Source organism: Pseudomonas plecoglossicida NBRC 103162 = DSM 15088, assembly GCF_000730665.1.
In the GTDB taxonomy this organism is placed as follows: domain Bacteria; phylum Pseudomonadota; class Gammaproteobacteria; order Pseudomonadales; family Pseudomonadaceae; genus Aquipseudomonas; species Aquipseudomonas plecoglossicida.
Genome location: NZ_BBIV01000011.1, coordinates 44,203 through 67,799, shown reverse-complemented (window position 1 = coordinate 67,799; position 23,597 = coordinate 44,203). Strand labels below are relative to the sequence as shown.

General features: G+C 64.3%; 18 protein-coding genes and 1 tRNA gene. 6 read left to right on the top strand and 13 right to left on the bottom strand.

All coding sequences use genetic code 11. The features are described 5' to 3' along the window. Nucleotides 1-149: 149 nt before the first annotated feature. Complete coding sequence (gene dibA / locus PPL01S_RS08405; protein WP_028625542.1) at nucleotides 150-2,045, bottom strand: phosphodiesterase DibA; 1,896 nt, start codon at nucleotides 2,043-2,045, stop codon at nucleotides 150-152. Between the two features lie 147 nt (nucleotides 2,046-2,192). On the opposite strand from dibA, the gene desA reads away from it, so the two are divergent. Together desA and PPL01S_RS08395 are read left to right on the top strand one after the other, a co-directional pair. Beyond that, nucleotides 2,193-3,377: a delta-9 fatty acid desaturase DesA gene (gene desA, locus PPL01S_RS08400; protein WP_016394132.1), complete on the top strand. Its 1,185-nt coding sequence runs from the start codon at nucleotides 2,193-2,195 to the stop codon at nucleotides 3,375-3,377. 141 nt (nucleotides 3,378-3,518) lie between these two features. After that, nucleotides 3,519-4,505, top strand: a complete 987-nt coding sequence (locus tag PPL01S_RS08395) for a GGDEF domain-containing protein (protein ID WP_016394131.1) — start codon at nucleotides 3,519-3,521, stop codon at nucleotides 4,503-4,505. 108 nt (nucleotides 4,506-4,613) lie between these two features. On the opposite strand, the gene PPL01S_RS08390 is transcribed toward PPL01S_RS08395, so the two are convergent. The 5 genes from PPL01S_RS08390 to PPL01S_RS08370 all read right to left on the bottom strand — a co-directional run bounded on the left by PPL01S_RS08390 (nucleotide 4,614) and on the right by PPL01S_RS08370 (nucleotide 13,244). Beyond that, entirely contained in the window at nucleotides 4,614-5,849 is a 1,236-nt protein-coding gene (locus tag PPL01S_RS08390; RefSeq protein WP_016394130.1) for a response regulator, read from the bottom strand. Between the two features lie 137 nt (nucleotides 5,850-5,986). After that, complete coding sequence (gabT, locus tag PPL01S_RS08385) at nucleotides 5,987-7,264, bottom strand: 4-aminobutyrate--2-oxoglutarate transaminase (RefSeq protein WP_016394129.1); 1,278 nt, start codon at nucleotides 7,262-7,264, stop codon at nucleotides 5,987-5,989. A gap of 178 nt (nucleotides 7,265-7,442) precedes the next feature. Continuing rightward, nucleotides 7,443-8,885, bottom strand: coding sequence for an NADP-dependent succinate-semialdehyde dehydrogenase (gabD, locus tag PPL01S_RS08380; RefSeq protein WP_016394128.1), 1,443 nt, complete (start codon nucleotides 8,883-8,885; stop codon nucleotides 7,443-7,445). A gap of 306 nt (nucleotides 8,886-9,191) precedes the next feature. Continuing rightward, on the bottom strand, nucleotides 9,192-10,868 hold the full coding sequence (locus tag PPL01S_RS08375; protein ID WP_028625544.1) for an aryl-sulfate sulfotransferase: 1,677 nt from the start codon (nucleotides 10,866-10,868) through the stop codon (nucleotides 9,192-9,194). 18 nt (nucleotides 10,869-10,886) lie between these two features. Then, on the bottom strand, nucleotides 10,887-13,244 hold the full coding sequence (locus PPL01S_RS08370) for a TonB-dependent receptor (protein WP_415639443.1): 2,358 nt from the start codon (nucleotides 13,242-13,244) through the stop codon (nucleotides 10,887-10,889). A gap of 156 nt (nucleotides 13,245-13,400) precedes the next feature. Between PPL01S_RS08370 and PPL01S_RS08365 the strand changes: the two genes are divergently transcribed. Then, nucleotides 13,401-14,315, top strand: coding sequence for a LysR family transcriptional regulator (locus PPL01S_RS08365; RefSeq protein WP_016394125.1), 915 nt, complete (start codon nucleotides 13,401-13,403; stop codon nucleotides 14,313-14,315). A 49-nt stretch (nucleotides 14,316-14,364) separates the two neighbouring features. Here the strand turns inward: PPL01S_RS08365 and PPL01S_RS08360 are convergent, their stop codons facing one another. Continuing rightward, entirely contained in the window at nucleotides 14,365-15,270 is a 906-nt protein-coding gene (locus PPL01S_RS08360; RefSeq protein WP_016394124.1) for a TauD/TfdA dioxygenase family protein, read from the bottom strand. 37 nt (nucleotides 15,271-15,307) lie between these two features. After that, nucleotides 15,308-16,351, bottom strand: a complete 1,044-nt coding sequence (locus PPL01S_RS08355) for an ABC transporter substrate-binding protein (protein WP_028625546.1) — start codon at nucleotides 16,349-16,351, stop codon at nucleotides 15,308-15,310. A 297-nt stretch (nucleotides 16,352-16,648) separates the two neighbouring features. Between PPL01S_RS08355 and PPL01S_RS08350 the strand changes: the two genes are divergently transcribed. Further along, a complete protein-coding gene (locus PPL01S_RS08350; RefSeq protein WP_028625547.1) occupies nucleotides 16,649-18,241 on the top strand; it encodes an ABC transporter permease in 1,593 nt (530 codons plus the stop codon). Beyond that, nucleotides 18,238-19,101: an ABC transporter ATP-binding protein gene (locus tag PPL01S_RS08345; protein ID WP_028625548.1), complete on the top strand. Its 864-nt coding sequence runs from the start codon at nucleotides 18,238-18,240 to the stop codon at nucleotides 19,099-19,101. Before PPL01S_RS08350 ends, PPL01S_RS08345 begins: the two co-directional genes overlap by 4 nt. Before the next feature lie 27 nt (nucleotides 19,102-19,128). Here PPL01S_RS08345 and PPL01S_RS08340 read toward each other — a convergent pair whose 3' ends face one another. From PPL01S_RS08340 to PPL01S_RS08320, 5 genes are all read right to left on the bottom strand, one after another. Beyond that, entirely contained in the window at nucleotides 19,129-19,404 is a 276-nt protein-coding gene (locus PPL01S_RS08340; protein ID WP_016394120.1) for a DUF971 domain-containing protein, read from the bottom strand. Continuing rightward, the gene (locus PPL01S_RS08335) at nucleotides 19,404-20,369 is read right to left on the bottom strand and encodes a HEAT repeat domain-containing protein (protein ID WP_028625549.1); all 966 of its coding nucleotides are present in this window, start codon (nucleotides 20,367-20,369) and stop codon (nucleotides 19,404-19,406) included. The genes PPL01S_RS08340 and PPL01S_RS08335 overlap by 1 nt, the downstream gene beginning before the upstream one ends. A gap of 26 nt (nucleotides 20,370-20,395) precedes the next feature. Further along, complete coding sequence (locus PPL01S_RS08330; protein ID WP_008096634.1) at nucleotides 20,396-20,641, bottom strand: 4Fe-4S dicluster domain-containing protein; 246 nt, start codon at nucleotides 20,639-20,641, stop codon at nucleotides 20,396-20,398. Nucleotides 20,642-20,774: 133 nt separating this feature from the next. Beyond that, the gene (locus PPL01S_RS08325) at nucleotides 20,775-22,499 is read right to left on the bottom strand and encodes a fumarate reductase/succinate dehydrogenase flavoprotein subunit (protein WP_028625550.1); all 1,725 of its coding nucleotides are present in this window, start codon (nucleotides 22,497-22,499) and stop codon (nucleotides 20,775-20,777) included. Beyond that, nucleotides 22,496-23,245 (bottom strand): GntR family transcriptional regulator, encoded by a 750-nt coding sequence (locus tag PPL01S_RS08320; protein WP_016394116.1) that lies wholly within the window; start codon nucleotides 23,243-23,245, stop codon nucleotides 22,496-22,498. The genes PPL01S_RS08325 and PPL01S_RS08320 overlap by 4 nt, the downstream gene beginning before the upstream one ends. A 231-nt stretch (nucleotides 23,246-23,476) precedes the next feature. Between PPL01S_RS08320 and PPL01S_RS08315 the strand changes: the two genes are divergently transcribed. Then, a tRNA-Arg gene (locus PPL01S_RS08315) sits at nucleotides 23,477-23,553 on the top strand. The last annotated feature ends 44 nt before the right edge of the window (nucleotides 23,554-23,597 follow it).

Here is a 23,597-nt window from a genome sequence, read left to right as displayed (position 1 = left end):
GATATCGAGACATGCGCCAAGGCGTTCGCGCGCACATCCAACTGGGCTGATTGGCCCGAAACAAACGTAGGAGCGAGCGCAGCTCGCGATGCTGCCGCGCGGGCGGCGCTCGATCTCACCCGCACCATAAATCCCAAGACAATCACCCCTCACCCCCAGCGCAGATCCTGCGCTGGCAGCGGCCGCCCGAACCAGTACCCCTGCCCCAACTGACACTGGTGCTCCAGCAGGAACCGCGCCTGCTCTGCCTGTTCGATGCCCTCGGCATGCACCTGCATGCCCATGCTTCGCGCCAGGGCAATGATCACCCGCACGATCGCGATGTCATCCTCATCCAGCGGTAGCCCGGCAACGAAGCCCTGGTCGATCTTCAGCTTCTGCACCGGCAGGCGCTTGAGCCGCAGCAACGACGAATAGCCTGTGCCAAAGTCGTCGATCGCCAGGTTCAGGCCCAGCTCGCGCAGGCGATGCAATTGCTCCAGCGCGACTTCCGGGTCTTCCATCACCGCGCTTTCGGTCACTTCCAGTTCCAGCATTGCGGGGTCCAGACCGGTTTCGTGCAGCACCTCGGCCACCTGCTGGTACAGTTCCCGCTGGCCAAACAGGCGGCTGGAGACGTTGACCGCAACGAACGCCAGCACTCGCCCCTGTGCTTGCCACTGGACCATCTGCCGGCACGCACTGCGCAGCACCCAGGCATCGATCTCGGCAATCAGCCCCGTGCGCTCGGCGATGGGGATGAACTCGCCTGGCGATACCATGCCCCGCAGCGGGTGCTGCCAGCGCACCAGCGCCTCGACCCCGACCAGGCGCGCGGTGAACAGGTCGTAGACCGGCTGGTAGAACACCCGCAGTTCATCCTGCTCCAGCGCACGGCGCAGTTCACCGGCGGTTTCCACCCGATGCTGGGCATGGGCAGTCAGTTCTTCGGTGTACAAGGCGTAACAGGCGCGGCCATTGCCCTTGGCCTTGAACAACGCCGCATCGGCATTGCGCAGCAGCTGCTCGGCACCCAGCGCATCGCTAGGGAACAGGCTGATACCGACACTGGCGCTGATGAACAACCGATGTCCCTCGAATTCGAAGGCTTCGCGCAGGCGGTCGATGATGCTCTGCGCCAGCTTGTCGGCCTGGCCGACCTCCTGACAGTGCTCGAGCAGCACGCCGAACTCGTCGCCCCCCAGGCGCGCGAGGGTCACGCCGTTGCCCAGCAGGTCGCGCAGGCGTTCGCCCACCAGCTTGAGCAACTGGTCGCCGATGGTGTGGCCCAGGCCATCGTTGATGCTCTGGAAGTGATCCAGGTCGAGCAGCAGCAAGCCGCAGCCGCGCTTGTTGGCCTGGGCCGAGGCCAGTGCCTGCTCGACGCGGTCGTTGAACAGCAGGCGGTTGGGCAGGCCGGTGAGCGGGTCGTGATGGGCCAGGTAGGCCAACTCCTGCTCGGAATGCATGATCGCGCTGATATCGCTGAACACGGCCACGTAATGGGTCAGCTCGCCGCTGTCGTCGCGAATGGCGCAGATGGTCTGCCACTGCGGATAGATTTCGCCGCTCTTGCGACGGTTCCAGACCTCCCCGCTCCACTCGCCCTTCTCTGCCAGGGTGGAGAAGATGTCCTGGTAGAACGACACACCGTGGCGGCCGGACTTGAACTTGCTCGGTCGATGGCCCAGCACTTCGTCGGCCTGGTAGCCGGTGATGCGCATGAAGGCGCGGTTGACGTGCACGATCAGGCCATCGCGGTCGGTCACCAGCACACCTTCCAGGGTGCTGTCGAATACCGCCGCCGCCATGCGCAGGCGTTCGCGATCGTCGCGGCGCAGGCGGGCGCCAACGCCGATGAAGTTGAGCAGGCGAGCGCGGGAAAAGAAGATCAGCAGGGCACTGACCAGGACCCAGACCACCACATTGATCTGCCGACCCACGTGCTGTGCCAGGGGGTCATCGGAAATGTTGCGCAACACCAGTTCCGCCAATACCAGCCACAGGAACGAGAGCACCACGTAGAGCGCGGCCATGCGCAAGGCGTCGCGAACGGAAACAGACATGTCGGGAGAGAAAACCCATGAAAAAGAATGGGACATTATAAAGGCAGAAACAAACAGTGACGTCCTATCTGAAAGGGTGACTGGTTTTATTTCCCGGCCAAGGGATAATCAGTCCTTTCCCCCGCAATCCCGAGGGTTTCCATATCCATGTGGTACAACGGTCTACTCGACTTGTCGGTCTGGCAACTGATCGGCGTCACCCTGCTGATGACCCATGTGACCATCGTCAGCGTCACCATCTACCTGCACCGCTACTCCGCCCACCGCGCCCTGGAGCTCAACGGCGCGCTCAAGCACTTCTTCCGCTTCTGGCTGTGGTTGACCACCGCGCAGAACACCCGCGAATGGACCGCCGTGCACCGCAAGCACCACGCCAAGTGCGAAACGCCCGATGACCCGCACAGCCCTGTGTACAAAGGCCTGGGCACCGTGCTGCGCAAAGGCGCCGAGCTGTACCGCGAAGAGGCACGCAACCCCGAGACGCTGCGCATCTACGGCAAGAACTGCCCGGACGACTGGATCGAGCGCAACCTCTATTCCCGCTACAAGCTCGGTGGCATCGCCCTGATGGCCGTGATCGACCTGCTGCTGTTCGGTACCCTCGGCATCACCGTCTGGGCGGTACAGATGATGTGGATCCCGTTCTGGGCCGCCGGGGTGGTCAACGGCCTGGGCCACGCGGTGGGCTATCGCAACTTCGAATGCCGCGACGCCGCCACCAACCTGGTGCCCTGGGGCATCATCATTGGCGGAGAGGAGCTGCACAACAACCATCATACCTACCCCAACTCGGCCAAGTTGTCGGTCAAGCGCTGGGAGTTCGACATGGGCTGGGCCTGGATCCGCCTGCTGTGCCTGCTGCGCCTGGCCAAGGTGCAACGCGTGGCGCCCATTGCCCATCGCGTCGAGGGCAAGGCCAGCCTGGACATGGACACTGCCATGGCCATCCTGAACAACCGTTTCCAGATCATGGCCCAGTACCGCAAGCTGGTGATCGGCCCGCTGGTCAAGCAGGAGCTGGGCAAGGTCGACGCGTCGGTGCGCCACCGTTTCCGCCGCGCCAAGCGCCTGCTGTCGCGGGAAACCAGCCTGCTGCAGGACCGCCACCATGTGCGTATCGAGACCATGCTCGCCCACAGCCAGGCGCTCAAGACCATCTACGAGAAGCGCCTGGCGCTGCAACAGATCTGGGCCCGCACCAGCGCCAACGGCCACGACATGCTGTCGGCGATGAAAGACTGGGTGCACGAGGCCGAGGCCAGCGGCATCCACGCCCTGCGCGACTTCGCGGCGCAGCTGAAAACCTACTCCCTGCGTCCCGGCGCCGTCTGATGCCGTTGATCGGCACGCCCCGTCCCAGGGCGTGCCGGCTCGGAACTTCACCCCCTCGAACACACTCGAATCCGGCACATCGCCCGCGTGGCGGGCCGGTTCGTGGCCGCACGCCTTCCCGTCGAGAACCGCTCCGTGCACATGGCCAAGAACATCGATTCATCCCTGCCCGGCAACTCCCCACCCGCAGCCGCCCAGACCCTGCTCGCCCTGCTCCACGCCCAGGGCGAAGTGGCCCGGCTCAGCGAACGCGAGCAGCTTTACAGCTCGCTGCTGGACAGCGTCAACGCCGTGCTCTGGGCGTTCGACTGGGAAACCCGCCAGGTGCTCTACGTCAGCCCTGCCTACGAGCGAATCTTCGGTCGCCCGGCCAGCCTGGTCCTGGCCGACTACAACGAATGGCGCGACAGCATCTACCCCGACGACCTGGAATACGCCGAGCGCAGCCTCGCCCAGGTGTTGCTCAAGGGCGCAGTGGAGGACCGCGAATACCGCATCCTCAACGGCAACGGCCAGCTGCGCTGGCTGAGCGACAAGTGCTACATCAACCAGCAGCGCGAAGGCGACCGGGTGATCATCGTCGGCATTGCCGAGGACATCACCGAGAAGAAGCAGCTTGAGGGCGAACTGCAGCGCCTGGCCACCACCGACGTGCTGACCCAGAGCAGCAACCGCCGGCACTTCTTCGACTGCGCCCGCCAGGCCTTCGACCGCGCCCGGGAGGACGGCACGCCTCTGGCGTTCCTGCTGCTGGACATCGATGATTTCAAACAGATCAATGACAGCTACGGCCACCAGGAGGGTGACCAGGTGCTGCAACGCATCGCCGACAGCGGCAAGGCCGTGCTACGTCGGGGCGACCTGTTTGGGCGTATTGGCGGTGAGGAGTTCGCGGCGGTGTTTCCGGGATGCGATGCACAGGTCGCCGAGCAGATCGCCGAGCGGCTGCAGCGGGCGATCCAGCGGCTGAGCTTCAGCCATGGGCAGCAGAGCTATGGCGTGACGGTGAGCCAGGGGCTGACCGGGCTGCTCGACGAGGATGAATCGGTGGACAGCTTGTTCGGCCGGGCCGATGCGGCGATGTACCGGGCCAAGCGGCAGGGCAAGAACCAGATAGTGCGGGGTTGACCAGCGCCTTCGATGCCTGGGTTGGCCCTATCGCCGGCAAGCCGGCTCCCACACCGACCCTGTAGGAGCCGGCTTGCCGGCGATGGGCCGCGAAGCGGCCCCAGGGTCTCAAGTCGAAACGTGCTCTTCAGGCGCCGGCGGATTCTCAACCTTGCGCAACCGGCTCAACTCCGGCAGCCCGACCTTGAGCAATCGCGCAGTCTTGTTGTCTGCCACCTTCTCCAGCCCCTGGTCCGCCGGCAACCTCGCCAACTGCCCAGCCAGGTTCATGGCCAGGATCTCGCGCGAATACACCCCACCGCCCAGCTGGTAGATCGCCGCGATCAGCTCTCGCAGGCTCAGCGGCAAGCGCCAGCGGGTACGCAGGGCCGAACCGAACGCTGCACCGAAGTCACCGAGCGAGGCTTTCACCCGCGCCTCGTCGAGCTCCCCGTCAGCCAGGTGCCACTCCTGCAAGCAACGCAGCACTGCCAGGTCGCCCAGGCAATGCAGCAAGCCCGCGCAATAGCACCGCTCTTCATCCAGGTCGAGCATGCGCGCCAGCGAGCGGGCGTACTCGGCGGTATGCAACGACAGATTCCAGAAATGCGCGGCCTGCGGCGTCAGCAAGGGGTCGCTCAGGCGCGCGCTGCGCTTGAGGGTCAGACCCAGGATCAGGTTCATGCTCTGGGTGCTGCCCAGCTTGGTCAACGCCTGCATCAGGGTCTGCACCGGGGCATCGCGATGCAGGCTGGCGCTGTTGGCGGCCGCGATCAGCACGGCAGTGACCTGCGGATCACTGCGCACTTCTTCTTCCAGCACCTTGAGGTTCAGCCCCTGAGGGTTGAGCGCGCGCTTGATCGCCCGCTGCACGTCGGCGAACAGCGGGCCACCATCGGCACTGGCCCTGCGCTGTTCGAGGTAGGCAGGCAGGCTCGCGCCGGGCTGCAAGGGCGGCAGCGGGCAAGCGATCTGCTCGCCCACCGCCAGCAGCAGCTCCTGCAGGCGCTTGCGCAGGTTTTCCATGTTCAGCGGCTTGCTCAGGTAGGCCGTGGGGTGCAACGGCAGCGCTTCGCGCACGCTGGCGCTGTCACTGCGGCTGCTGATGAGGATGAACGGCAGCCCGGGGCCCTTGGCGCGAACCTTGCGCAGCAGGTCGAGACCATCGACGCCGGCCAGTTCACGGGCGGCGATGATCAGGTCGGGTTTGCTGGCCAGTGCCGTCAACGCCTGCGAACCGTCGGCACACTCATGCAACTGGGCATCGCAACGCACGCTGAGGAGCATTTCGCGAAGCATGTCGCGTACCCACGGATCGCCTTCGGCAATCAGTACGCTAGGTGGTGTGGGGTCTGCAGCGCTCATGGCCAACTCCTGAATATCCCTGACACGCAATCCGTTGCAGCTTCCAAGGCAAGTCCTGCCACAACCATAGCGTCACGGGCCTTTGTTTGGCACAAAAAAAACCCGCCTAGGCGGGTTTTTTCATGAAGCGCGTCACATCAGGCGAGTTCAGCGAAGCACTCTTCGATGATGGCCAGGCCTTTGTCCAGCAGTGCGTCTTCGGCGGTCAGCGGAACCAGGATACGCAGGACGTTGCCGTAGGTGCCGCAGGACAGCAGGATCAGACCCTTGTCACGTGCCTTGGCAACCACTTGGGCAACGGCGGCAGCGTTCGGGGTGTGGGTGCCTTTTTCGAAGACTTCCACAGCGATCATGGAGCCCAGGCCACGGACGTCGCCGATGATCGGGTGCTTTTCCTGGATCTTGCGCAGACCGGTGGTCAGGTGCTCACCGACGGCCTTGCTGCGATCCAGCAGTTTCTCTTCCTCGAACACTTCGATCACGGCCAGGGCCGCGGCGCAAGCGATCGGCGAACCGGCGTAGGTGCCGCCCAGGCCGCCCGGAGCGATGGCGTCCATGTATTCGGCCTTGCCGCACACACCGGCCAGCGGGAAGCCGCCAGCGATGGACTTGGCGAAGGTGGTCAGGTCAGGCGCGACGCCCATCTGTTCCATGGCGAAGAAGGTACCGGTACGGCCGGCGCCAGTCTGTACTTCGTCGGCGATCAGCAGGATGCCGTGCTTGTCGCACAGCTCGCGCAGGCGCTTCATCAGCTCTTTCGGCGCTGGCAGGAAGCCGCCTTCGCCTTGTACCGGCTCGAGGATAATGGCGGCGATGTCGCGTGGCTCGGCATCGTTCTTGAAGATGCGCTCGACCGAAGCGATGGCGTCGTCAACGCTGATACCGTGCAGTTCGCTCGGGAACAGGGCGCGGAAGATGCCGCCTGGCATCAGGCCCATGCCAGCGGAGTACGGCACGACCTTGCCGGTCAGGCCCAGGGTCATCATGGTACGGCCGTGGTAGCCGCCGGTGAAGGCGATCACGCCAGCGCGGCCGGTGGCGGCACGGGCGATCTTGACGGCGTTCTCGACGGCTTCGGAGCCGGTGGTCACCAGCAGGGTCTTCTTGTCGAAGTCACCTGGAACCAGCTTGTTGATCTTTTCGCACAGCTCGACGTAAGGCTCGTAGGCCAGCACCTGGAAGCAGGTGTGGCTGACCTTGGTCAGCTGCTCTTGCACGGCTGCAACCACTTTCGGGTGCAGGTGGCCGGTGTTCAGTACTGCGATGCCGCCGGCGAAGTCGATCAGTTCGCGGCCTTCAACGTCGATCACGGTCGAGTTCTTCGCGGTGTCGACGAAGATCGGGTGGATCTGGCCAACGCCACGTGGGACGGCGGCTACACGACGTTGCATCAAGGATTCGTTGGTCTTGCTCATAATGCCCTCATTTGCGCCGGTCAGCGGCGCTTTTACTCGGGGGTGGCTGGGTGTGCCCTTGATCAGTATTCGTTGATCGACTGTCAAAGGCGCCTTGGCCACCAGGTACTGCGATGTCAAAAAGGCCAGCGAGACGTCGCTCTCGCGCCCCGCTGGCAGAGGTAAAACCTTCAGCGCATCAGATGCTGATGCACAGGTATTTGATTTCGAGGTAGTCCTCGATGCCGTACTTGGAACCTTCACGGCCCAGGCCCGATGCCTTGATACCGCCGAACGGCGCGACTTCGTTGGAGATCAGGCCGGTGTTGATGCCGACCATGCCGTATTCCAGGGCCTCGGCAACACGGAACACACGGCTCATGTCGCGAGCGTAGAAGTACGAGGCCAGGCCGAACTCGGTGTCGTTGGACATGGCGATGACTTCGGCCTCGTCCTTGAAGCGGAACAGCGGCGCCAGCGGGCCGAAGGTCTCTTCCTTGGCGACAGCGGCAGACTTCGGCACATCGACCAGGATGGTCGGCTCGAAGAAGTTGCCTTCGATGATCTTGCCACCGGCCAGCACCTTGGCGCCTTTCGAAACGGCGTCGTCGATGTGTTCCTGGACCTTGGCGACAGCTTTGCCGTCGATCAGCGGGCCAGTGGTGGTGCCTTCTTCCAGGCCGTTACCGATCTTCAGCTTGGCCACGGCGGCGGCCAGCTTCTCGGCGAAGGCGTCGTAGACACCGTCCTGCACGTAGATACGGTTGGCGCAGACGCAGGTCTGGCCGTTGTTGCGGTACTTGGAGATGATCGCGCCCTCGACCGCCTTGTCCAGGTCGGCGTCGTCGAACACGATGAACGGGGCGTTGCCACCCAGCTCCAGGGAAACCTTCTTGATGTCCTTGGCGCATTCTTCCATCAGCTGGCGACCGATTTCGGTCGAGCCGGTGAAGGACAGCTTGCGTACCAGGGAGTTGCCAGTCAGCTCGCCACCGACTTCGCCAGCGCTGCCGGTGACGACGCTCAGCACGCCAGCCGGGATACCGGCACGGTTGGCCAGCTCGACCAGGGCCAGGGCAGAGTACGGGGTCTGCGAAGCAGGCTTGAGCACCATGGTGCAGCCAGCGGCCAGGGCCGGGCCGGCTTTACGGGTGATCATCGCGGCCGGGAAGTTCCACGGGGTGATGGCCGCGGTAACGCCGATTGGCTGCTTGATGACGATCAGGCGCTTGTCTGGCTGGTGGCCCGGGATGGTGTCACCGTAGATGCGCTTGCCTTCTTCGGCGAACCACTCGATGAACGAGGCAGCATAGACGATTTCGCCCTTGGCTTCGGCCAGTGGCTTGCCTTGCTCGGTGGTCATCAGGCGAGCCAGGTCTTCCTGGTTCTCGATCATCAGTTCGAACCAGCGACGCAGCTTGGCCGAACGCTCCTTGGCGGTCAGTGCACGCCAGGCCGGCAGGGCCTTGTCGGCGGCTTCGATGGCGCGGCGGGTTTCCGCAGTGCCCATCTTCGGCACGGTACCGATGACTTCACCGGTGGCCGGGTTGGTCACCTTGATGGTCTGGCCGCTGTCCGCATCCAGCCACTCACCGTTGATGAAGGCTTGCTGGCGGAACAACTGAGCGTCTTTGAGCTGCATGTCGGCTTCCCGAATTGTTGATTTATTGAAAAGCGCCCAATACAGGGCATCGAGCGTTTGAAATCTCAAACGAATGCTAAGCGGCTGCTGGGGTGTAGGACAATAGGCTGTTCGAAAAAAAGAACGAATGGTTGAACAGCCCATCCGAAAAAGCGTTGCTCCCATCGCCGGCAAGCCGGCTCCCACAGGAGGCTCGGTGGCGTACCTGTGGGAGCCGGCTTGCCGGCGATGAGGCCAGTACAGGTTAGACGAATGAACTGAAAGAAATGTGAAGGGAGGACCGACGGCCCTCCCGGAAGGGATGATTCAGAACGCCTTGGCCAGATCGATCACCAAAGCCCGGTAACCCACGCTCCCTGGCTGACGGCTGTGCACCTTCAACTCCACCAGCACCTCCTGAGTCCCGCGACGCACCTCATTGAGCACCGTGGTGGTCAGCTTCTCCGGCGTGAGGAAATTCACCGAAGCCGAATAGATGAACTGGGTATCGGTCTCGGGCCGGTAAGCCACCACCGAAGTCACTGGGCTATACCACTCGTCGCCGCGCTCCTTGCCGTACTCCCAAACCTGCTCGACCGTGCCCTTGACCTCGTCGATCCTGTACTCCACTGCCCGGCTATAGTTGCCGCTCAGCTTGGTCGGCGCAAAATCCCGCCCCCAGCCATTGTCGAACACGGTCAACGTTCCTTTGCCGGTCAACCAGGCGGTGTGCTGGGTCCACGACCAGTCGAAGCCTTCGCTGGCGATCGGCTTGAGGACCTTTTCCTGCAAACGCTGCGGCCAACCCTGTGGCGAGGCCAGAATCCACTTCACCTGCTTGTCACGGCCAATCTTCGCCACGCCCTGATGGCGCGCTGAAACGATGATGCTGTCGTCATCGGCGTCGTAGTCGATGGCATTCACGTGCGCCCAGTTACGCCCGGTGCCGACCCCCGGCGTGTCACCAAACGGCAGGTTGCCTTCGGCCAGTTCATTGGCCAGCCGGTCGTCCTGCTTCTGCACGCCGTCAGGCAGTTGCAGGGCGGCCTTGCCCAGGGTTTCCAGCAAGTCGCCGCGGTACGGGTCGAGGATCTGGTTCAGGTCCCAGAAGTCCAGCACGTCCCCGGCCTCGTCGACCTCGATGATGTGGTCGCGGATCGAGCGCACGCGCTTGCCATCCGGGCGGCGGTAGTCACTGGTGCCGACCCGCAGCAGATAGGTCCCGTTGGCGGTCTCGCGGATTTCATGGGAGAAGTCGGCGAACTTGTCGGGCAGGCTGCGTTGCCAGATGCGCCGGCCGAGCAGGTCGTACTTCGAATAGGTCTGGCCCTGCCCCCAGATCAGCTTGCCGTCGCGGGTCTGCTGGAAGCCCATGGTGCCGCCCAGGCCGTCGCGGCGGTTGGAATCGTGGATCTGCTCGATATCCAGGTACCAGCGCACGTCGCCATTGCTGTCGGCGATCCAGTTGTTGCCCACCTGGTCCCACTCGGCGGCGCCGCCCAGGCCATTCCACTTGAAAGCACGGCCGCCGGGGATGTCACCTTGCAGGTGGTTGAACAGGTACAGGCGGTTCTCGAAGCCGGGTGCGACTTTCACCGGCTCGACTTCCGGCAATGCAGCCGTCTGCTTCGCCACCACCGGCAGGCGCACGGCCGGGGCATAGATCTGGTAGCGCTGGCGAACACGCTCGCCGTCGAGCTTGCAGGTCACTTCCACCTGGTTGACGTAGTCCGGATACAACCCGAACACCGGGATGCCGCCGTAGGTCCACAGCGCGCGGTCGGACACCTCATAGGCGATGTCCACACCGCGTTCGCCTCGGCCCAGCACACGGACATGAGCCGCGCTCAAGGCGCGCCCGCCGTCACGGATGATCGCGGTCAGCGGCGCCAGGCGATACGGGTTCACCTGCACGTCGCCGAGCAGCGCTTCATCACGCTCGGGCACCTTGGCCGTCAGGCAGGCGCCTTCGGGCAGCACGGGGGTTTCGGTCTTGGCATTCATGGCAAAGCTCCTTTTTACTCAGAAGTCGTAACGGGCGGTGGCGCCGAAGGTGCGCGGGGTGCCGAGCACGCCGGCATAGCCACCGTTGGCGGAGTTCCACAGGCTGGTGAAATAGGTCTTGTCGCCGGCGTTCTTCACCCACAGCGACAGATCGAGCACGCCGTCGCCCTGGTCCAGGCGCACGCCGGTAGAGAGGTTGACCAGCGCATAACTGGGGATCTGGCCGAAGTCGGAATCGTCGATGGTGCCGACCGCCTTGGAGCGGAAGGCGTAGCTGGCGGTGACGTAGGGTTCGATGTGATCGGTCAGCTGCCACTTGTACTGGCCGTTGAGGTTGGCGATGTACTTGGAGGCGCCAACCACCTGGTGGCCGGACAGGTCGCAGGTGGCTGTGGCATTGGCCAGGCTCACTTCCGGCGGGCATGGGGCATCGTCGTAGTCGGTGTAGCGCACGTCATTCCATGAACCGTTGAAGTTCACCGTCAGACCGCGGATCGGCAGCGCCGTGGCTTCGAATTCGAGGCCGCGCGAGCGCACGCTGCCAGCGTTGGCCAGGTACTGCACGCGGTTGATCTGGTCGTAGACGTTGGCCTGGTAGCCATGCACCTCGGCCCAGAACAGGTTGGCATTGAGCTGCAGGCGGTCGTCGAACAGGGTGCTCTTGAGCCCCACTTCGGCATTGTTGACCCGCTCGGTGCCGACCAACAGCGAGTCGGTGCCCAGGCGCGGCGCCGCGCCGACGGTGAGGTTGATGCCACCGGACTTCTCGCCGTGGGTGAGCGTGGCGTAGCCGAGCAGTTGCTCGTTGAAGCGATAGCTCAGGCCGAGCAGCCCCGAGGGGCTGAAGCTGTACTGGTTGAGGTCGCCCGAATCATAGGCCCCCACCCGGCCCTGGCGCGCGGCTGCGGCAGCACCGGTCACTGCGGCGCCACCGGTTGGCGCATCACGGGTGACCCAGGCGCTTTTCTCTTCATAGGTGCCGCGCACACCGGCGGTGAAGTCCAGTCGGTCGGTCAGGTGCCAGGTGCCTTGGGCGAACAGCGCGTAGCTGTCGGTATCGATGTGCCCGTCGCCAATGGTGTTGACGTTGTTCAGGGCCCCCGCCGGGGTAAGGTTCCAGACGTCGGCCTGCGGGCCGTAATAGGTGAAGGAGGTGTTGTCCAGGTCCTGCTTGAAGTAATACGCCCCCAGCACATAGTCGAAGGCGCCTCCGGTTGGCGAGGCCAGGCGGATCTCCTGCGAATACTGCTTGTCACGCACCGATACCCCGGCGCTGTGGAACACCGGCACGTTGAGGCCGTCGTCGTTGCGCGGGGTGAAGTCCCACCAGCGGTAGGCCGTGATCGAGGTCAGGGTGAAGTCGTTGGGCAGGGTCCAGTTGGCCTCCACCGAGGTCCCGCCCTGGAACACCGTCACCCGTTGCTCGGCATCGAAATTGACCTTGCGGTCCTTGCCCGAGACCAGCGTCGCGCCGGCCTGGGCGGCCAGGCTTTCATAGCGGTTCGGGCCGGTGCTGTACAGGCTGAGGATGCCGTTGTTGGAGTCTTCCTCGTTGTACTCGCCGATCCAGCGCAGGTTGAAGGTGTCGCTGGGCTGGAACAGCAGCTGGGTACGAAAGCCCTGGCGCTTGCCGCCGTTGAGGTCTTCGCCGTTGTAGACGTTCTTCACATAGCCGTCGTCCTCGGTGTGATAGGCACTGAGGCGGCCGGCCAGCGTGTCGGTAAGCGGCCCCGAGAAGCTGCCCTGGGTCTGCAGGTAGCCATCCTCGCCGACGGACTGCTGGATGCTGCCCTCGCGGTGAAAGGTCGGTTTGCGCGTGGTGATGTTCAGCACACCCGCCGTGGTGTTCTTGCCGAACAGGGTGCCTTGCGGGCCGCGCAGCACTTCCAGCTGCTCCACGTCGAGCAGGTCGAACACCGCCATGCCCGGGCGGCCCAGGTAGACGTTGTCCAGGTAGATGCCGACGCTGCCTTCCAGGCCATCACTGGCCGGGTTGTTGCCCAGGCCGCGAATCGAGATGCTCGACTGGCGCGCATGCACATAGGCCACGTTGGTGCTGGGCACCAGCTGTTGCAGATCCTGCACACGGTAGATGCGCTGGGTTTCCAGGGTCTCGCTGTCGAGCACGCTGATCGGCGTGGGCACGTCCTGGGCGGTTTCCTCCCGCCGGCGGGCGTTGACCGTGACGGTGCCGAGCTTGGCGTCCTGTTCCACGGTCGGGGTGGTGCTTGAAGGTTCTTCGGCGAAGCTGGCGCCGGAAGCCGCCAGCAACACGCCAGCGGCCAAGGGTTGCAAGGCGGACCGCGACACGTGCGCAGGCCAACGGAAAACTCGGGACATGCAAATGCTCCTTGAGGCATGGGCCCTGGCGAGCATTTCCGTTGGCGGAATCGTATCGCGGTCAGCGGGGCTTATATTCTTTTAAGAGATATAAATATTTGTAATTCATATTTTGTGGAATAAGTAAGTCCCTTTATAAGGGGGCTCACCCTCTTCATCAATTGCATTCGACCGATAGTTTTCATGTAGAAAATGCATATAGATCTCCGACAGCTCCGCCACTTCATCGCCCTTGTCGAGCACCGCAGTTTTGTCGCTGCGGCGGCCGCGGTGAACCTGTCGCAATCGGCTTTCAGCCGCAGCATCCAGACCCTGGAACACAACGTCGGCTGCCGCCTGGTCGACCGCGCCAGCAAGGAGCTGTCGCCCACCCGACAAGGCTTGCTGGTGCTTGAGCACTCACGGCGGCTGGTGCATGGGGCGCACAACCTGGTCAACGAGATTCACCAGTTCAACGGTGCGACCACGGGCGTTGTGCGCTTCGGCTCCGGCCCGGCCCCGGCCGGTGGCCTGGTCCCCCGGGCGGTGGCACGTTTCGTTGCCGAGTACCCGGCGGCGCGCACGTGCTTCCAGGTGGATAACTGGCAGGCCTTGAACCGCAAGCTGATCGCCGAGGAGATCGAATTCTTCGTCGCCGACACCCGCCAGTTCGAGTCCGACCCGGACTACCGCGTGCACAAGCTGGCAGCGCAGCGCTGGCACTTCTGCTGCCGTGCGGGGCATCCGCTGACCGAGCGCAGCGAGGTGCGGGCGCGGGATGTGTTCGACTTCCCGCTGGCGACCACCTTCCGCCCACCGAACATCCGCAAGATCCTCAGCGACCTCAGTGGGCGCCAGGACTTCCTGCCGACGGTGGAATGCGAGCATGGTTATGCCTTGCTCAATGTGGTGATGCACTCGGACACCATTGGCATCGCCTGCAGTGCCAACCTGCGGCCGTATCAGATGGGCCAGGGGCTGGTGGCGCTGCAGCTGGCGGATCTGGCGCCGGAGCAGGAAGAGTCGTTCTATACCCGCTATGGGGTGGTGAGCCGGGTGGGGTATGGCTTGTCGCCATTGGCGCAGGGGATGGTCAGGCAGTTGATTGCCTGTGATACAGAGGTGTGATCTGCGCGGGCGTTGCCAGCGATTGGGCCGCAAAGCGGCCCCGACGCTATCAGCCCTTGCGCGTAGTCCGGCTCAACTGCCCATCCACACCAACCGGCACTTCCCCGGCCAGCGTCACCCGCCGCACGATCCGCGGCTGGGTACCATAGTCATCCACCGCATAATGCTGCGTGGCGCGGTTATCCCAGATCGCCACATCCCCCGCCTCCCAGCGCCAGCGCACGGTGTTCTCCAGGCGCGTGACATGCCCCTGCAGCACCGCGAACAGGTGCTGCGAGTCTGCCAGCGAATAGCCCTTGATGCGTTTCACGAAGTGCCCCAGCTGCAGCGCCCGCTCACCACTGATCGGGTGCACGCGCACCACCGGGTGCTCGGTCTCGTACACCGTCGAGGTGAACACCTGGCGGTAGCGCTCGAGCTTGGCCGGGTCGACGTCCGGCTTGACGCTGGCGTAGTCGTATTCGTTGCTGTGCACCGCCCATAGCTTGTCCGCCAGTTGCCGCAGCGGCTCGGGCAGTTCCTGGTAGGCCGCCGCGGTATTGGCCCACACGGTGTCGCCACCGGAGGCCGGCGCCACCACGCTGCGCAGGATCGAGGCCTTGGGGTAGGCATCGACGAAGGTCACGTCGGTGTGCCAGGAGTTCGCCCGCTGGCCTTCGGCGCCATCGAGCTGGAGCAGGTAGTGGGTGCCGTCGACCACCGGTACGGTGGGGTGGGCGACCGGCTCGCCGAGCAATTTGGCGAAACCTTCCTGGCTCTGGTCGTCGAGGTGGCTCTGGCCACGGAAGAAAATCACCTTGTGCCTGACCAGCGCGGCCTGGATGGCCTCGACGGTCGCGGCATCGAGTTCGGCGGACAACCTGACGCCACGGATCTCGGCGCCGATGCGGCCGGCAACGGGGTGGATATCGAGTTCGAGGGTTTGCGGCGCGGTGGCCAGTGCAGCATTGCTCATGGTCGTGGTCCTTGCGGTCATTGTCGGGTGATGGGGTTCAGCGGGCGGCCTGCGTGGCCTGTTCCTGTTGCAAGGCAGCATCGAGGAAACGCGGTTCGAGCCACTGGGAAACCTGGAAGGTGCGGCGGATCAGGCGCTCCTTGGCCGCCAGGTCGACGCCTTGTTGCAGCTGGGCGACGAATTCGGCGTCCAGGCGGGGATCGAAATAGTGGGCGAGGTCTTCCTTGGCCAGGTCGTCGGCAAGGATGCTGCGGGGCCAGTTGGCGTTGTTCGCCACCAGGTCGACGTAGGCCTCGCGGTTGTGTTCGTCACGCAACCAGCTGGCGGCCTGTTGTTGGGCATTGACCAGGCGCTGGACCAGCGCTGGATACTTGTCGATGAACGCCCCGGTACCCAGCAGTACCGCCTGGGTGCTGCCGGCGCCTTCCAGGTCGCGGGAGTTGACCGGCAGTTCGACCAGGCCCCGCTCACGCAGCGACAGCAGGCTGGACAGGCCCCAGGTTGCATCGATCTGCTTCGCGGCCAGGGCTGCGTTGGCGGCGTTGAAATCCAGATTGATCACCTTCAGGTCGCGTTCGGACAGCCCTTGGCTGGCAAGGGCGCTGGCGAACGAAAGCTGGTTGGCGGTACCACGGAACACCGCCACGCGCTTGCCCTTGAGGTCGTGCAAGGTCTTGATGCCCGAGCCGGGCACCACGCCCAGGTAGCTTTTCACTCCCCGAACGCCGGCACTCAGCACGCGGGTGTCGAGGCCGTTGGCCTTGCCGACGATGGCCGCCAGGTCGCCCAGGTAGGCGAAGTCTGCCTGACCATTGGCCAGCGCTTCGTTGACCACTGGCCCGGCGCCCTTGAAGAAGTGCCAGTCGATGCGGATGCCGTCCTTGACGAACGCCTTCTCCAGCAGTTGCTGATCGCGCAGCACATCGACCACGCCCCCGGCACTGTGCTTGCTGCCCGCGCTCAGGTCGGGCACGGCGATACGGATGCTCTCAGGCTTGGCCGGCTCGGCGGCTTGGGCGCCGAGGGCGAAGAAACCGACCAGCCCAAGGGCGGTGATCAGGTGGCGCAACGGGGTTTTCATGGGAAGGCTCCTTGGCAGGCTGCCACCGGCGATGGCCGGCGCTTTGGCCAGAAGCTAGGCAGGTCTGGTTAGAACCTACAAAGATCAAAACTTCATTTTTTAGTAACCAGAAGACATAAATCAGGCAGTACGTGGCTCCGCGCTCAGGTTGCGAAAAACGCATGGAAAATATGAGCAAAACGCAACGGACAAAGGGTTACGGATGCGTGAGGTACATGCTCTTATCTCTTGAAGATCACTTTGATGATTTTTTAATTCCATAAGTGAATAATCCATATGCGCTTCGAGAGATGGCCGATGAATGGAATTCTGAACAAGGGGAGCCTTCCAGGGCTGCTGCGCAGCCCTTTCGCGACACAAGGCCGCTCCTACATTGCCGGGTGCGTGCTGCCCTGGGTGTTGCCGGCGCTTATCGCACTGTTGTGGGGGGTGGCGAGCGGGCAGCACTGGATGAGCGAGCAGATCCTGCCAGCGCCTTCACTGGTCTGGCAGAGCGCCTTGGAGTTCGGCTCCGGTGAGCTTTGGGGACATCTGTGGATAAGCTTGCAGCGACTGTTCTGGGGACTGCTGGCGGGCATCGCCAGCGGCCTGTTGCTGGGAACGTGGCTGGGCACCTCACGCACCGCGCAAACGCTGGTGCTGCCGACTTTCGTGGCGCTCGCGCAGATTCCTACTTTGGCGTGGATCCCGCTGTTCATGCTGTTCTTCGGTATCGGTGAAGTGCTCAAGCTGGTGGTACTGGTAAAAGCCGTGGTGGTGCCGGTGACCTTGCACACGCTGGTCGGTGTGCGCGACGCCCAGCCCAAGCTGCGCGAAGCCGCCGCGGTGCTGCGCCTGCCAAGGCATCTGCTGTTCCTGCGCCTGCTGCTGCCAGCTGCCCTGCCCGCCTTCCTCACCGGCGTACGCCTGGCCCTGGCCACCGGCTGGACGTCGCTGCTGGCCGTGGAACTGCTGGCCTCCAGCGAAGGTATCGGTTACCTGATGGTGTGGGGTCGGCAGCTGTTCATGCTCGACCTAGTGCTGCTGTGCATCCTGGTGATCGGCCTGGTCGGCGCGCTGCTGGAGCGAGGCTTTTCAACGCTGGAAAAACGCCTGTTGTTCTGGCCGCAGGCGGCCACCGGCGAACAGCAGCGCGGGCCGCTGCCCAAAGGCTGGCAAAGCCTGCTGCTGCCGGCCGCGTTGCTTGCCCTGTGGCAAGCCAACAGCAGCCTTGGCTGGGTCGACCAGAACATCCTGACTTCGCCGCTGCAGGTCCTGCACACGCTGCTCGCCGGCGTGGCCGATGGCTCGCTGCCGCAGGCCATGCTGCTGAGCCTGCAACGGACCCTGACCGGGCTGCTGCTGGGTGGTAGCGCGGGGTTGCTGACGGGCCTGTTGCTCGGCCTGTCACAGAGTGCCGAACGCGCCATCGGCCCCAGCCTGTCGGCATTGCGCCAGGTGGCGCTGTTCGCCTGGGTACCGCTGCTGACGGCCTGGTTCGGCCTGGGCGAAGGCGCCAAGCACGTGTTTGTCGGCCTGGCCGCCTTCTTCCCCCTGCTGATCGCCACCCAGCGCGGTATCGCCGGCCTGTCGCCGCAACTGGGCGAAGCCGCCCGTACCCTGCGCCTGAACCTGTGGCAACGCGTGCGCCTGCTGGTGCTGCCCGGCGCCGCCCCAGCCATTTTCGCCGGCCTGCGCCTGTCGCTGATCTACGCCTGGCTGGGCACCATCGGCGCGGAATACTTCATGCCTTCGGACGGCGGCATCGCCAGCCTGATGATCGGCGCCCAACAGCTGTTCCGCATGGATCAGGTCATGGCCGCCATGGTCCTGATCGGCCTGGTCGGCGCCCTGCTCGGTACCCTCGGACAACGCCTCGAATCGCGCGCCACGCGCTGGAGAACCGCATGAACGCTTTCAACACGTCGCACTTGCTGGCCGCCAACCAATCCGACACCACGCCCGCGCGGGTCAGCTTCGAGAACGTCGGCAAGGTGTTCAGCGTCGATGGCCAGCCGTTCGAAGCCATCCGCAACTTCAACCTGTCGATCAACGAAGGGGAGTTCATCGCCATCGTCGGCGCTTCCGGCTGCGGCAAGTCGACCCTGCTGCGCCTGCTGGTGGGGCTGGACACCGACTACAGCGGCAACATCCGCGTCGACGGCCAGGCCGTCAGCGGCATCGCTGGCGAGCGTGGCATCGTGTTCCAGGAGCACCGGTTGTTCCCATGGCTGACGGTGGAACAGAACATCGCCCTGGGCCTGGTCAACGAGCCCCTGACCCAGGGTGAGCGCGCGCGCCGCGTGCATGAATTCGTGCTGCTGGTGGGCCTGGCCGGCTTCGAGTCGGCTTACCCGCACCAGCTTTCCGGCGGCATGGCCCAGCGCGTGGCGATCGCCCGGGGGCTCGTGGCCAGCCCTCGCATCCTGCTGCTGGACGAGCCGTTCGGCGCACTCGATGCGCTGACCCGGCAGCAACTGCAGGATGAACTGCTGGCCATTCGCGAACGTGCGGGTATCACGACCTTGCTGGTGACGCACGATGCCGAGGAAGCCACCTACCTGGCTGATCGGGTGGTGGTGCTGGAGCCACGCCCGGGGCGAATCAAGTCGGTGGTGGAGATCGACCTGCCACACCCACGGCTGCGCACAGGTGCGGCGTTGCATGGGTTGCGGGAGAAGGTGCTGCACCAGATCACGGGCGCTGGTGGGTACCTGCCACCAGCGGCGCGGCGGGTCGAAGGGCTGAGGCCTGAGCTGATTGCCTTGTAATGGCTGCCGGCGATAGGGCCAGTGGCTTCAACCAATATCTCGCAGGTAAGCCCAGGGATAGATCCCCCGCTCATGCCCATCGCTGAACACCAGCTGCACCCCATAACCCTGTACCTCGATTCGCTCGATGCGTACATCGTCGCGCACGATCGCAATGCGCCCCGACAGCCGCGCCGCGCGGCATTGCGAGCACGGGCAGGCGCCACGCAGTCGGGTATGGCTGATACGGTGTTCGCCATCATCCCACTGCATGACCAGTTCCCCCGACCCGCGCAGGTTGCGAATGGCCCCCGGGGCATTCATCACGCCACACCACGCAGTTGAGCCAGGGCAATGCGCACCGCCTTGCGCACTTCCGGATCGTTGTCGGCCTCGGCCGCCTGCAACACCGGCAGGGCTCGTGCCTGTCCCAGCTCACCAAGCACCAGGGCCGCTTCCTTGCGCAGGTTGGCGATGCCATGGCCGAGCAGCTCGCCAAGCGCGTCCAGTGCAGGACCATAACGCAGGCGCCCCAGTGAACGAGACGCTCGCAGGCGGACCTGCCAGAATTCATCGGCAAGTGCATTCACCAGCGCCGGGCCCGCCTGTTCCTGACCCACTTTACCCAAGGTAGTGGCGGCCTCTTCGCGCACTTGCCATGCGGCATCGTTCAGCGCCGCCATCAACGCCGGCAGCACGCTACTGTCACGCGCCAGGCCCAGCGCACCAATGGCCGCACGACGCACATCGGTGTCGGGCTCGGTTTCGGCCAGCCGTGCCAGCGCCGGCAAGGCTGGCTGGTGCTTGAGCCAGCCCAGGATGCCCACTGCCTCCCGCCGCACGGCGGCGGCGTCATCCGCCAGCGCCAGCAACGCAGGAGCCGCTGCGTCTTCCAGGCGCAGCTCGCGCAAGGCACGCAAGGCACTGGCGCGCACGAACGGCTCGGCGTGATGGGTCCACGGCAGGATCAGTTGGCCTGCCTCAAGGCTCTTGAGCTCGCTGAGGCTCTGCGCGGCGGCCTGGCGCACCGGCTCGGCGGTATCGGCCAGCGCGGCGCACAAGGCCTGTACCACCTCGGGTTCTTCCCAGGCCTCAAGTAGACGCGCGGCCTCGGCACGGACCTCGTCGCAGGTGTCGGCCAGCAGTGCATCGGTGAGCCACGGCAAGGCCTCGGGATCTTCCAGGTCGGCCAGATCGATCAGGCCGATGCGGCGCACGCCAGGGTCGACGGCCTGCAGGCGAGGCAGCAAGGCAAGGATGTCGGAGTTGTCGGTAATGCGTTCAGTCATGGCGCGGTCCGTGGTGACGGGAGGGTTCAGCGCAGCAGGTAAGGGATGTCGACCTTCACCGCGCCAGTGGGGCAGTCCTTCTCGCAGGGCATGCAGTACCAGCATTCGTCGAAGGCCATGTACGCCTTCTGCGTGGCAGGGTTGATGGCCAGCAGGTCCATGGGGCAGACCTCGACGCACACGGTGCAGCCCTTCTCGGCGATGCATTTGTCTTCGTCGATGGTGACCGGGGCACTGCTGCGGAAGAAGATTTCTTGGGGCTGGTACGCCATATCGCGGAGTCCTTTGTTCTGAAATTGTCGGTGTCGCTGATGGCCTCATCGCCGGCAAGCCGGCTCCTACACCGATCTGTGCCGACCTTGTGGGAGCTGGCTTGCCAGCGATGGGCCGCGCAGCGGCCCCGGTTCACGCGGCATCGGCCTTGACCCGCAACCGGTCATAGGCGGTCTGCTCTTCGGCATCCAGAGCGATCAGGTACGGCTCGACAGCTTTCTTGAAGCTGGTCATCTCGCCGTCCTCGCCCTTCTTCAGGTGGCAATGGCAAAACCACTCGCCATCGTTGCGCTCGGGAAAGTCGACCCGATGGTGGTACAGCCCCCAGCGGCTTTCCTCACGGAACAGCGACGCGCGTGCGGCCATTTCGGCGCAGTCGCGGATCACCGCCACCTCCATCGCACGCATCAGCTCGTGGGGGTTGCTGGCCTTCATCTGGGCAAGGTCGCGCTCGATCTCGGCGAAACGCTCCAGCCCGATCTCCATCTTCTTGGTCACCTTGGGCGGCTGCAGGTAGTCGTTGACCATGCGCCGCAGCTTGTACTCGACCTGCGCCGGCGGCAGGCCGTGTTCGCGCTGCAGCGGCGCGAACACGCGCTCGCGCTCACGCGCCACCTGCAGCGCATCGACCTCGGCCAGCTCGCGCCCCGCCACGTATCGCGCGGCGTTGATGCCGGCGAACCAGCCGTAGGTGAAGGCGCCGAGCATGTAATTGTGCGGCACCGCCGCCATGTCGCCGGCCGCATACAGGCCTTTGACGCTGGTCTCGGCCTTCTCGTTGACCCACACACCCGAAGCCGAATGTCCGGAGCAGAAGCCGATCTCGGAGATGTGCATCTCGACCATGTGCTGGCGGTAGTCGGTGCCGCGCCCGGCATGGAACTGGCCACGGCTGGGGCGTTCGTTGCTGTGCAGGATCTGTTCGATGTTCTGGATGGTCTCCTCGGCCAGGTGGTCGAGCTTGAGGAACACCGGGCCGTTGCCCCCTTCGAGCTCCTGGTGGAACTCCCACATCATCTGCCCGCTCCAGTAGTCGCACTCGATGAAGCGCTCACCCTTGCTGTTGGCGGTGTAACCACCCAGCGGGCCGGTCACGTAGGCGCAGGCCGGGCCGTTGTAGTCCTTGATCAGCGGGTTGATCTGGAAGCACTCGAGGTTGGCCAGCTCGGCGCCTGCGTGGTAGGCCATGGCATAACCGTCACCGGCATTGGTCGGGTTCTCGTAGGTTCCCATCAGGTAGCCCGACGACGGCAGCCCGAGACGCCCGGCGGCACCACAGGCGAGGATCACCGCCTTGGCCCGCACCACGCGGAACTCGCCGCTGCGGCAATCGAAACCCAGCACACCGGCTGCAGCGCCTTCGGCATCGAGCAGTACCCGAGTGCAGACCATGCGGTTGCTGATCTCGACCCGGGCGCGCTTGAGCTGGCGGTACAGCACTTTCTTGATGTCATGGCCTTCAGGCATGGGCAGCACGTAGGCGCCCATGTGATGCACCTTCTTCACCGCGTAGTCGCCGGTTTCGTCCTTCTCGAACTTCACGCCCCAGCGGTCGAGCTGCTCGATGGTCTCGAAACTGTGGGTGGCATAGGCATGCACGGTGGCCTGGTTGACGATGCCGTCATTGGCCACGGTGATTTCCTTGGTGTACTGCTCGGGCGTGGAGTGGCCGGGGATGATGGCGTTGTTCAGGCCGTCCATGCCCATGCTGATGGCGCCGCTGCGCTTGACGTTGGCCTTTTCCAGCAACAGCACGCGCAGGGTCTTGTCTTGCTCCTTGGCCTTGATCGCGGCCATCGGGCCGGCGGTGCCGCCACCGATCACGATGATGTCGTAGTCCTGGGTCTGGATGCTCATGCCTTGCTCCCCTTCTGGCGATCGATGCGCAGGCGGTACTGGAAGGCATCACCCCGGTAGTACAGGTGTTCGAAATCCAGTGGCGTGCCGTCGGCAGCGTGGGTCAGGCGCTCGATGCGCATGATCGGCGAGCCTTCCTCGACCTGGAGTGCCTGGGTCAGGTCGCTGTCGGCCAGCACGGCATCGATGGCCAGGTCGGCGTGGCCGAGCGGGATGCCGCAGTCGTTTTCCAGCAACAGGAAGATATCTCGGGTGACCAGGTCGGCCTTTTCCAGCTTTTCGCCTACGGCCTTGGGCAGCCAGGTCAGCTCCAGCGAGACAGGCTCGCGGTTGATCAGTCGCACCCGGCGGATCTCGGTCACCAGGCTGCCCTCCTCGACCTGCAACCGCGCCGCCACCAACGGGGTAGCCGGCACATGGCGGAAACTGCGCAGGCGATTGAGCACTTCGTAGCCCATCTGCGTCATCGACTCGCCCAACCCCTGCAAGGTGCTGACATTCTGGAACGCCTTGGGCTTGGCGACGAACGTGCCTTTGCCGTGGATCTTGAAGATCAGCCCCTCTTTCTGCAGGTCGCCCAGCGCCTGGCGCACGGTGATGCGGCTGACGTCGAACGCCTTGCCCAGTTCGTTCTCCGAAGGCATGCGGCTGTGCGGCGGGTAGGTGCCGTCGAGAATGCGCTCGCGCAGCAATTCCTTGAGCTGGGTGTAGAGCGGTACCGGGGACAGGGGGAGCAGTTCGGCCATGGGTTCCTTCGCTAATCGATGACTTGTTATAACAAGTTGTGACGAGATAGTGCCAGTCATAAGAATTGATGGGGAAATACTGTTATTGCATATGCATAGAGGGGTTTGTGGTGGCCGGGCGGACCCTATCGCCGGCAAGCCGGCTCCCACAGACCTGAACAAGCGGGAAAAAAGGCCGAAGATCAAGGCGATGGACGCCACCGAATCAGATGGGTATGATGCGTGCGCGTTGCACTCGTAGCTCAGCTGGATAGAGTACTGCCCTCCGAAGGCAGGGGTCGTGGGTTCGAATCCCGCCGAGTGCGCCATATCAAGAAGCCCTGGGCCATGCCCGGGGCTTTTTCGTTTGTGC

Bases quoted from the DNA above. Each gene is read 5' to 3' on its own strand.
- PPL01S_RS08320 (WP_016394116.1), bottom strand. From the start codon at position 23,245: ATGGCCGAACTGCTCCCCCTGTCCCCGGTACCGCTCTACACCCAGCTC.
- PPL01S_RS08370 (WP_415639443.1), bottom strand. From the start codon at position 13,244: ATGCTCGCCAGGGCCCATGCCTCAAGGAGCATTTGCATGTCCCGAGTT.
- PPL01S_RS08395 (WP_016394131.1), top strand. From the start codon at position 3,519: ATGGCCAAGAACATCGATTCATCCCTGCCCGGCAACTCCCCACCCGCA.
- PPL01S_RS08365 (WP_016394125.1), top strand. From the start codon at position 13,401: ATGCATATAGATCTCCGACAGCTCCGCCACTTCATCGCCCTTGTCGAG.
- PPL01S_RS08355 (WP_028625546.1), bottom strand. From the start codon at position 16,351: ATGAAAACCCCGTTGCGCCACCTGATCACCGCCCTTGGGCTGGTCGGT.
- PPL01S_RS08345 (WP_028625548.1), top strand. From the start codon at position 18,238: ATGAACGCTTTCAACACGTCGCACTTGCTGGCCGCCAACCAATCCGAC.
- PPL01S_RS08335 (WP_028625549.1), bottom strand. From the start codon at position 20,369: ATGACTGAACGCATTACCGACAACTCCGACATCCTTGCCTTGCTGCCT.
- desA (WP_016394132.1), top strand. From the start codon at position 2,193: ATGTGGTACAACGGTCTACTCGACTTGTCGGTCTGGCAACTGATCGGC.
- PPL01S_RS08390 (WP_016394130.1), bottom strand. From the start codon at position 5,849: ATGAGCGCTGCAGACCCCACACCACCTAGCGTACTGATTGCCGAAGGC.
- PPL01S_RS08350 (WP_028625547.1), top strand. From the start codon at position 16,649: ATGAATGGAATTCTGAACAAGGGGAGCCTTCCAGGGCTGCTGCGCAGC.
- PPL01S_RS08325 (WP_028625550.1), bottom strand. From the start codon at position 22,499: ATGAGCATCCAGACCCAGGACTACGACATCATCGTGATCGGTGGCGGC.
- PPL01S_RS08375 (WP_028625544.1), bottom strand. From the start codon at position 10,868: ATGAATGCCAAGACCGAAACCCCCGTGCTGCCCGAAGGCGCCTGCCTG.
- PPL01S_RS08330 (WP_008096634.1), bottom strand. From the start codon at position 20,641: ATGGCGTACCAGCCCCAAGAAATCTTCTTCCGCAGCAGTGCCCCGGTC.
- gabD (WP_016394128.1), bottom strand. From the start codon at position 8,885: ATGCAGCTCAAAGACGCTCAGTTGTTCCGCCAGCAAGCCTTCATCAAC.
- gabT (WP_016394129.1), bottom strand. From the start codon at position 7,264: ATGAGCAAGACCAACGAATCCTTGATGCAACGTCGTGTAGCCGCCGTC.
- dibA (WP_028625542.1), bottom strand. From the start codon at position 2,045: ATGTCTGTTTCCGTTCGCGACGCCTTGCGCATGGCCGCGCTCTACGTG.
- PPL01S_RS08340 (WP_016394120.1), bottom strand. From the start codon at position 19,404: ATGAATGCCCCGGGGGCCATTCGCAACCTGCGCGGGTCGGGGGAACTG.
- PPL01S_RS08360 (WP_016394124.1), bottom strand. From the start codon at position 15,270: ATGAGCAATGCTGCACTGGCCACCGCGCCGCAAACCCTCGAACTCGAT.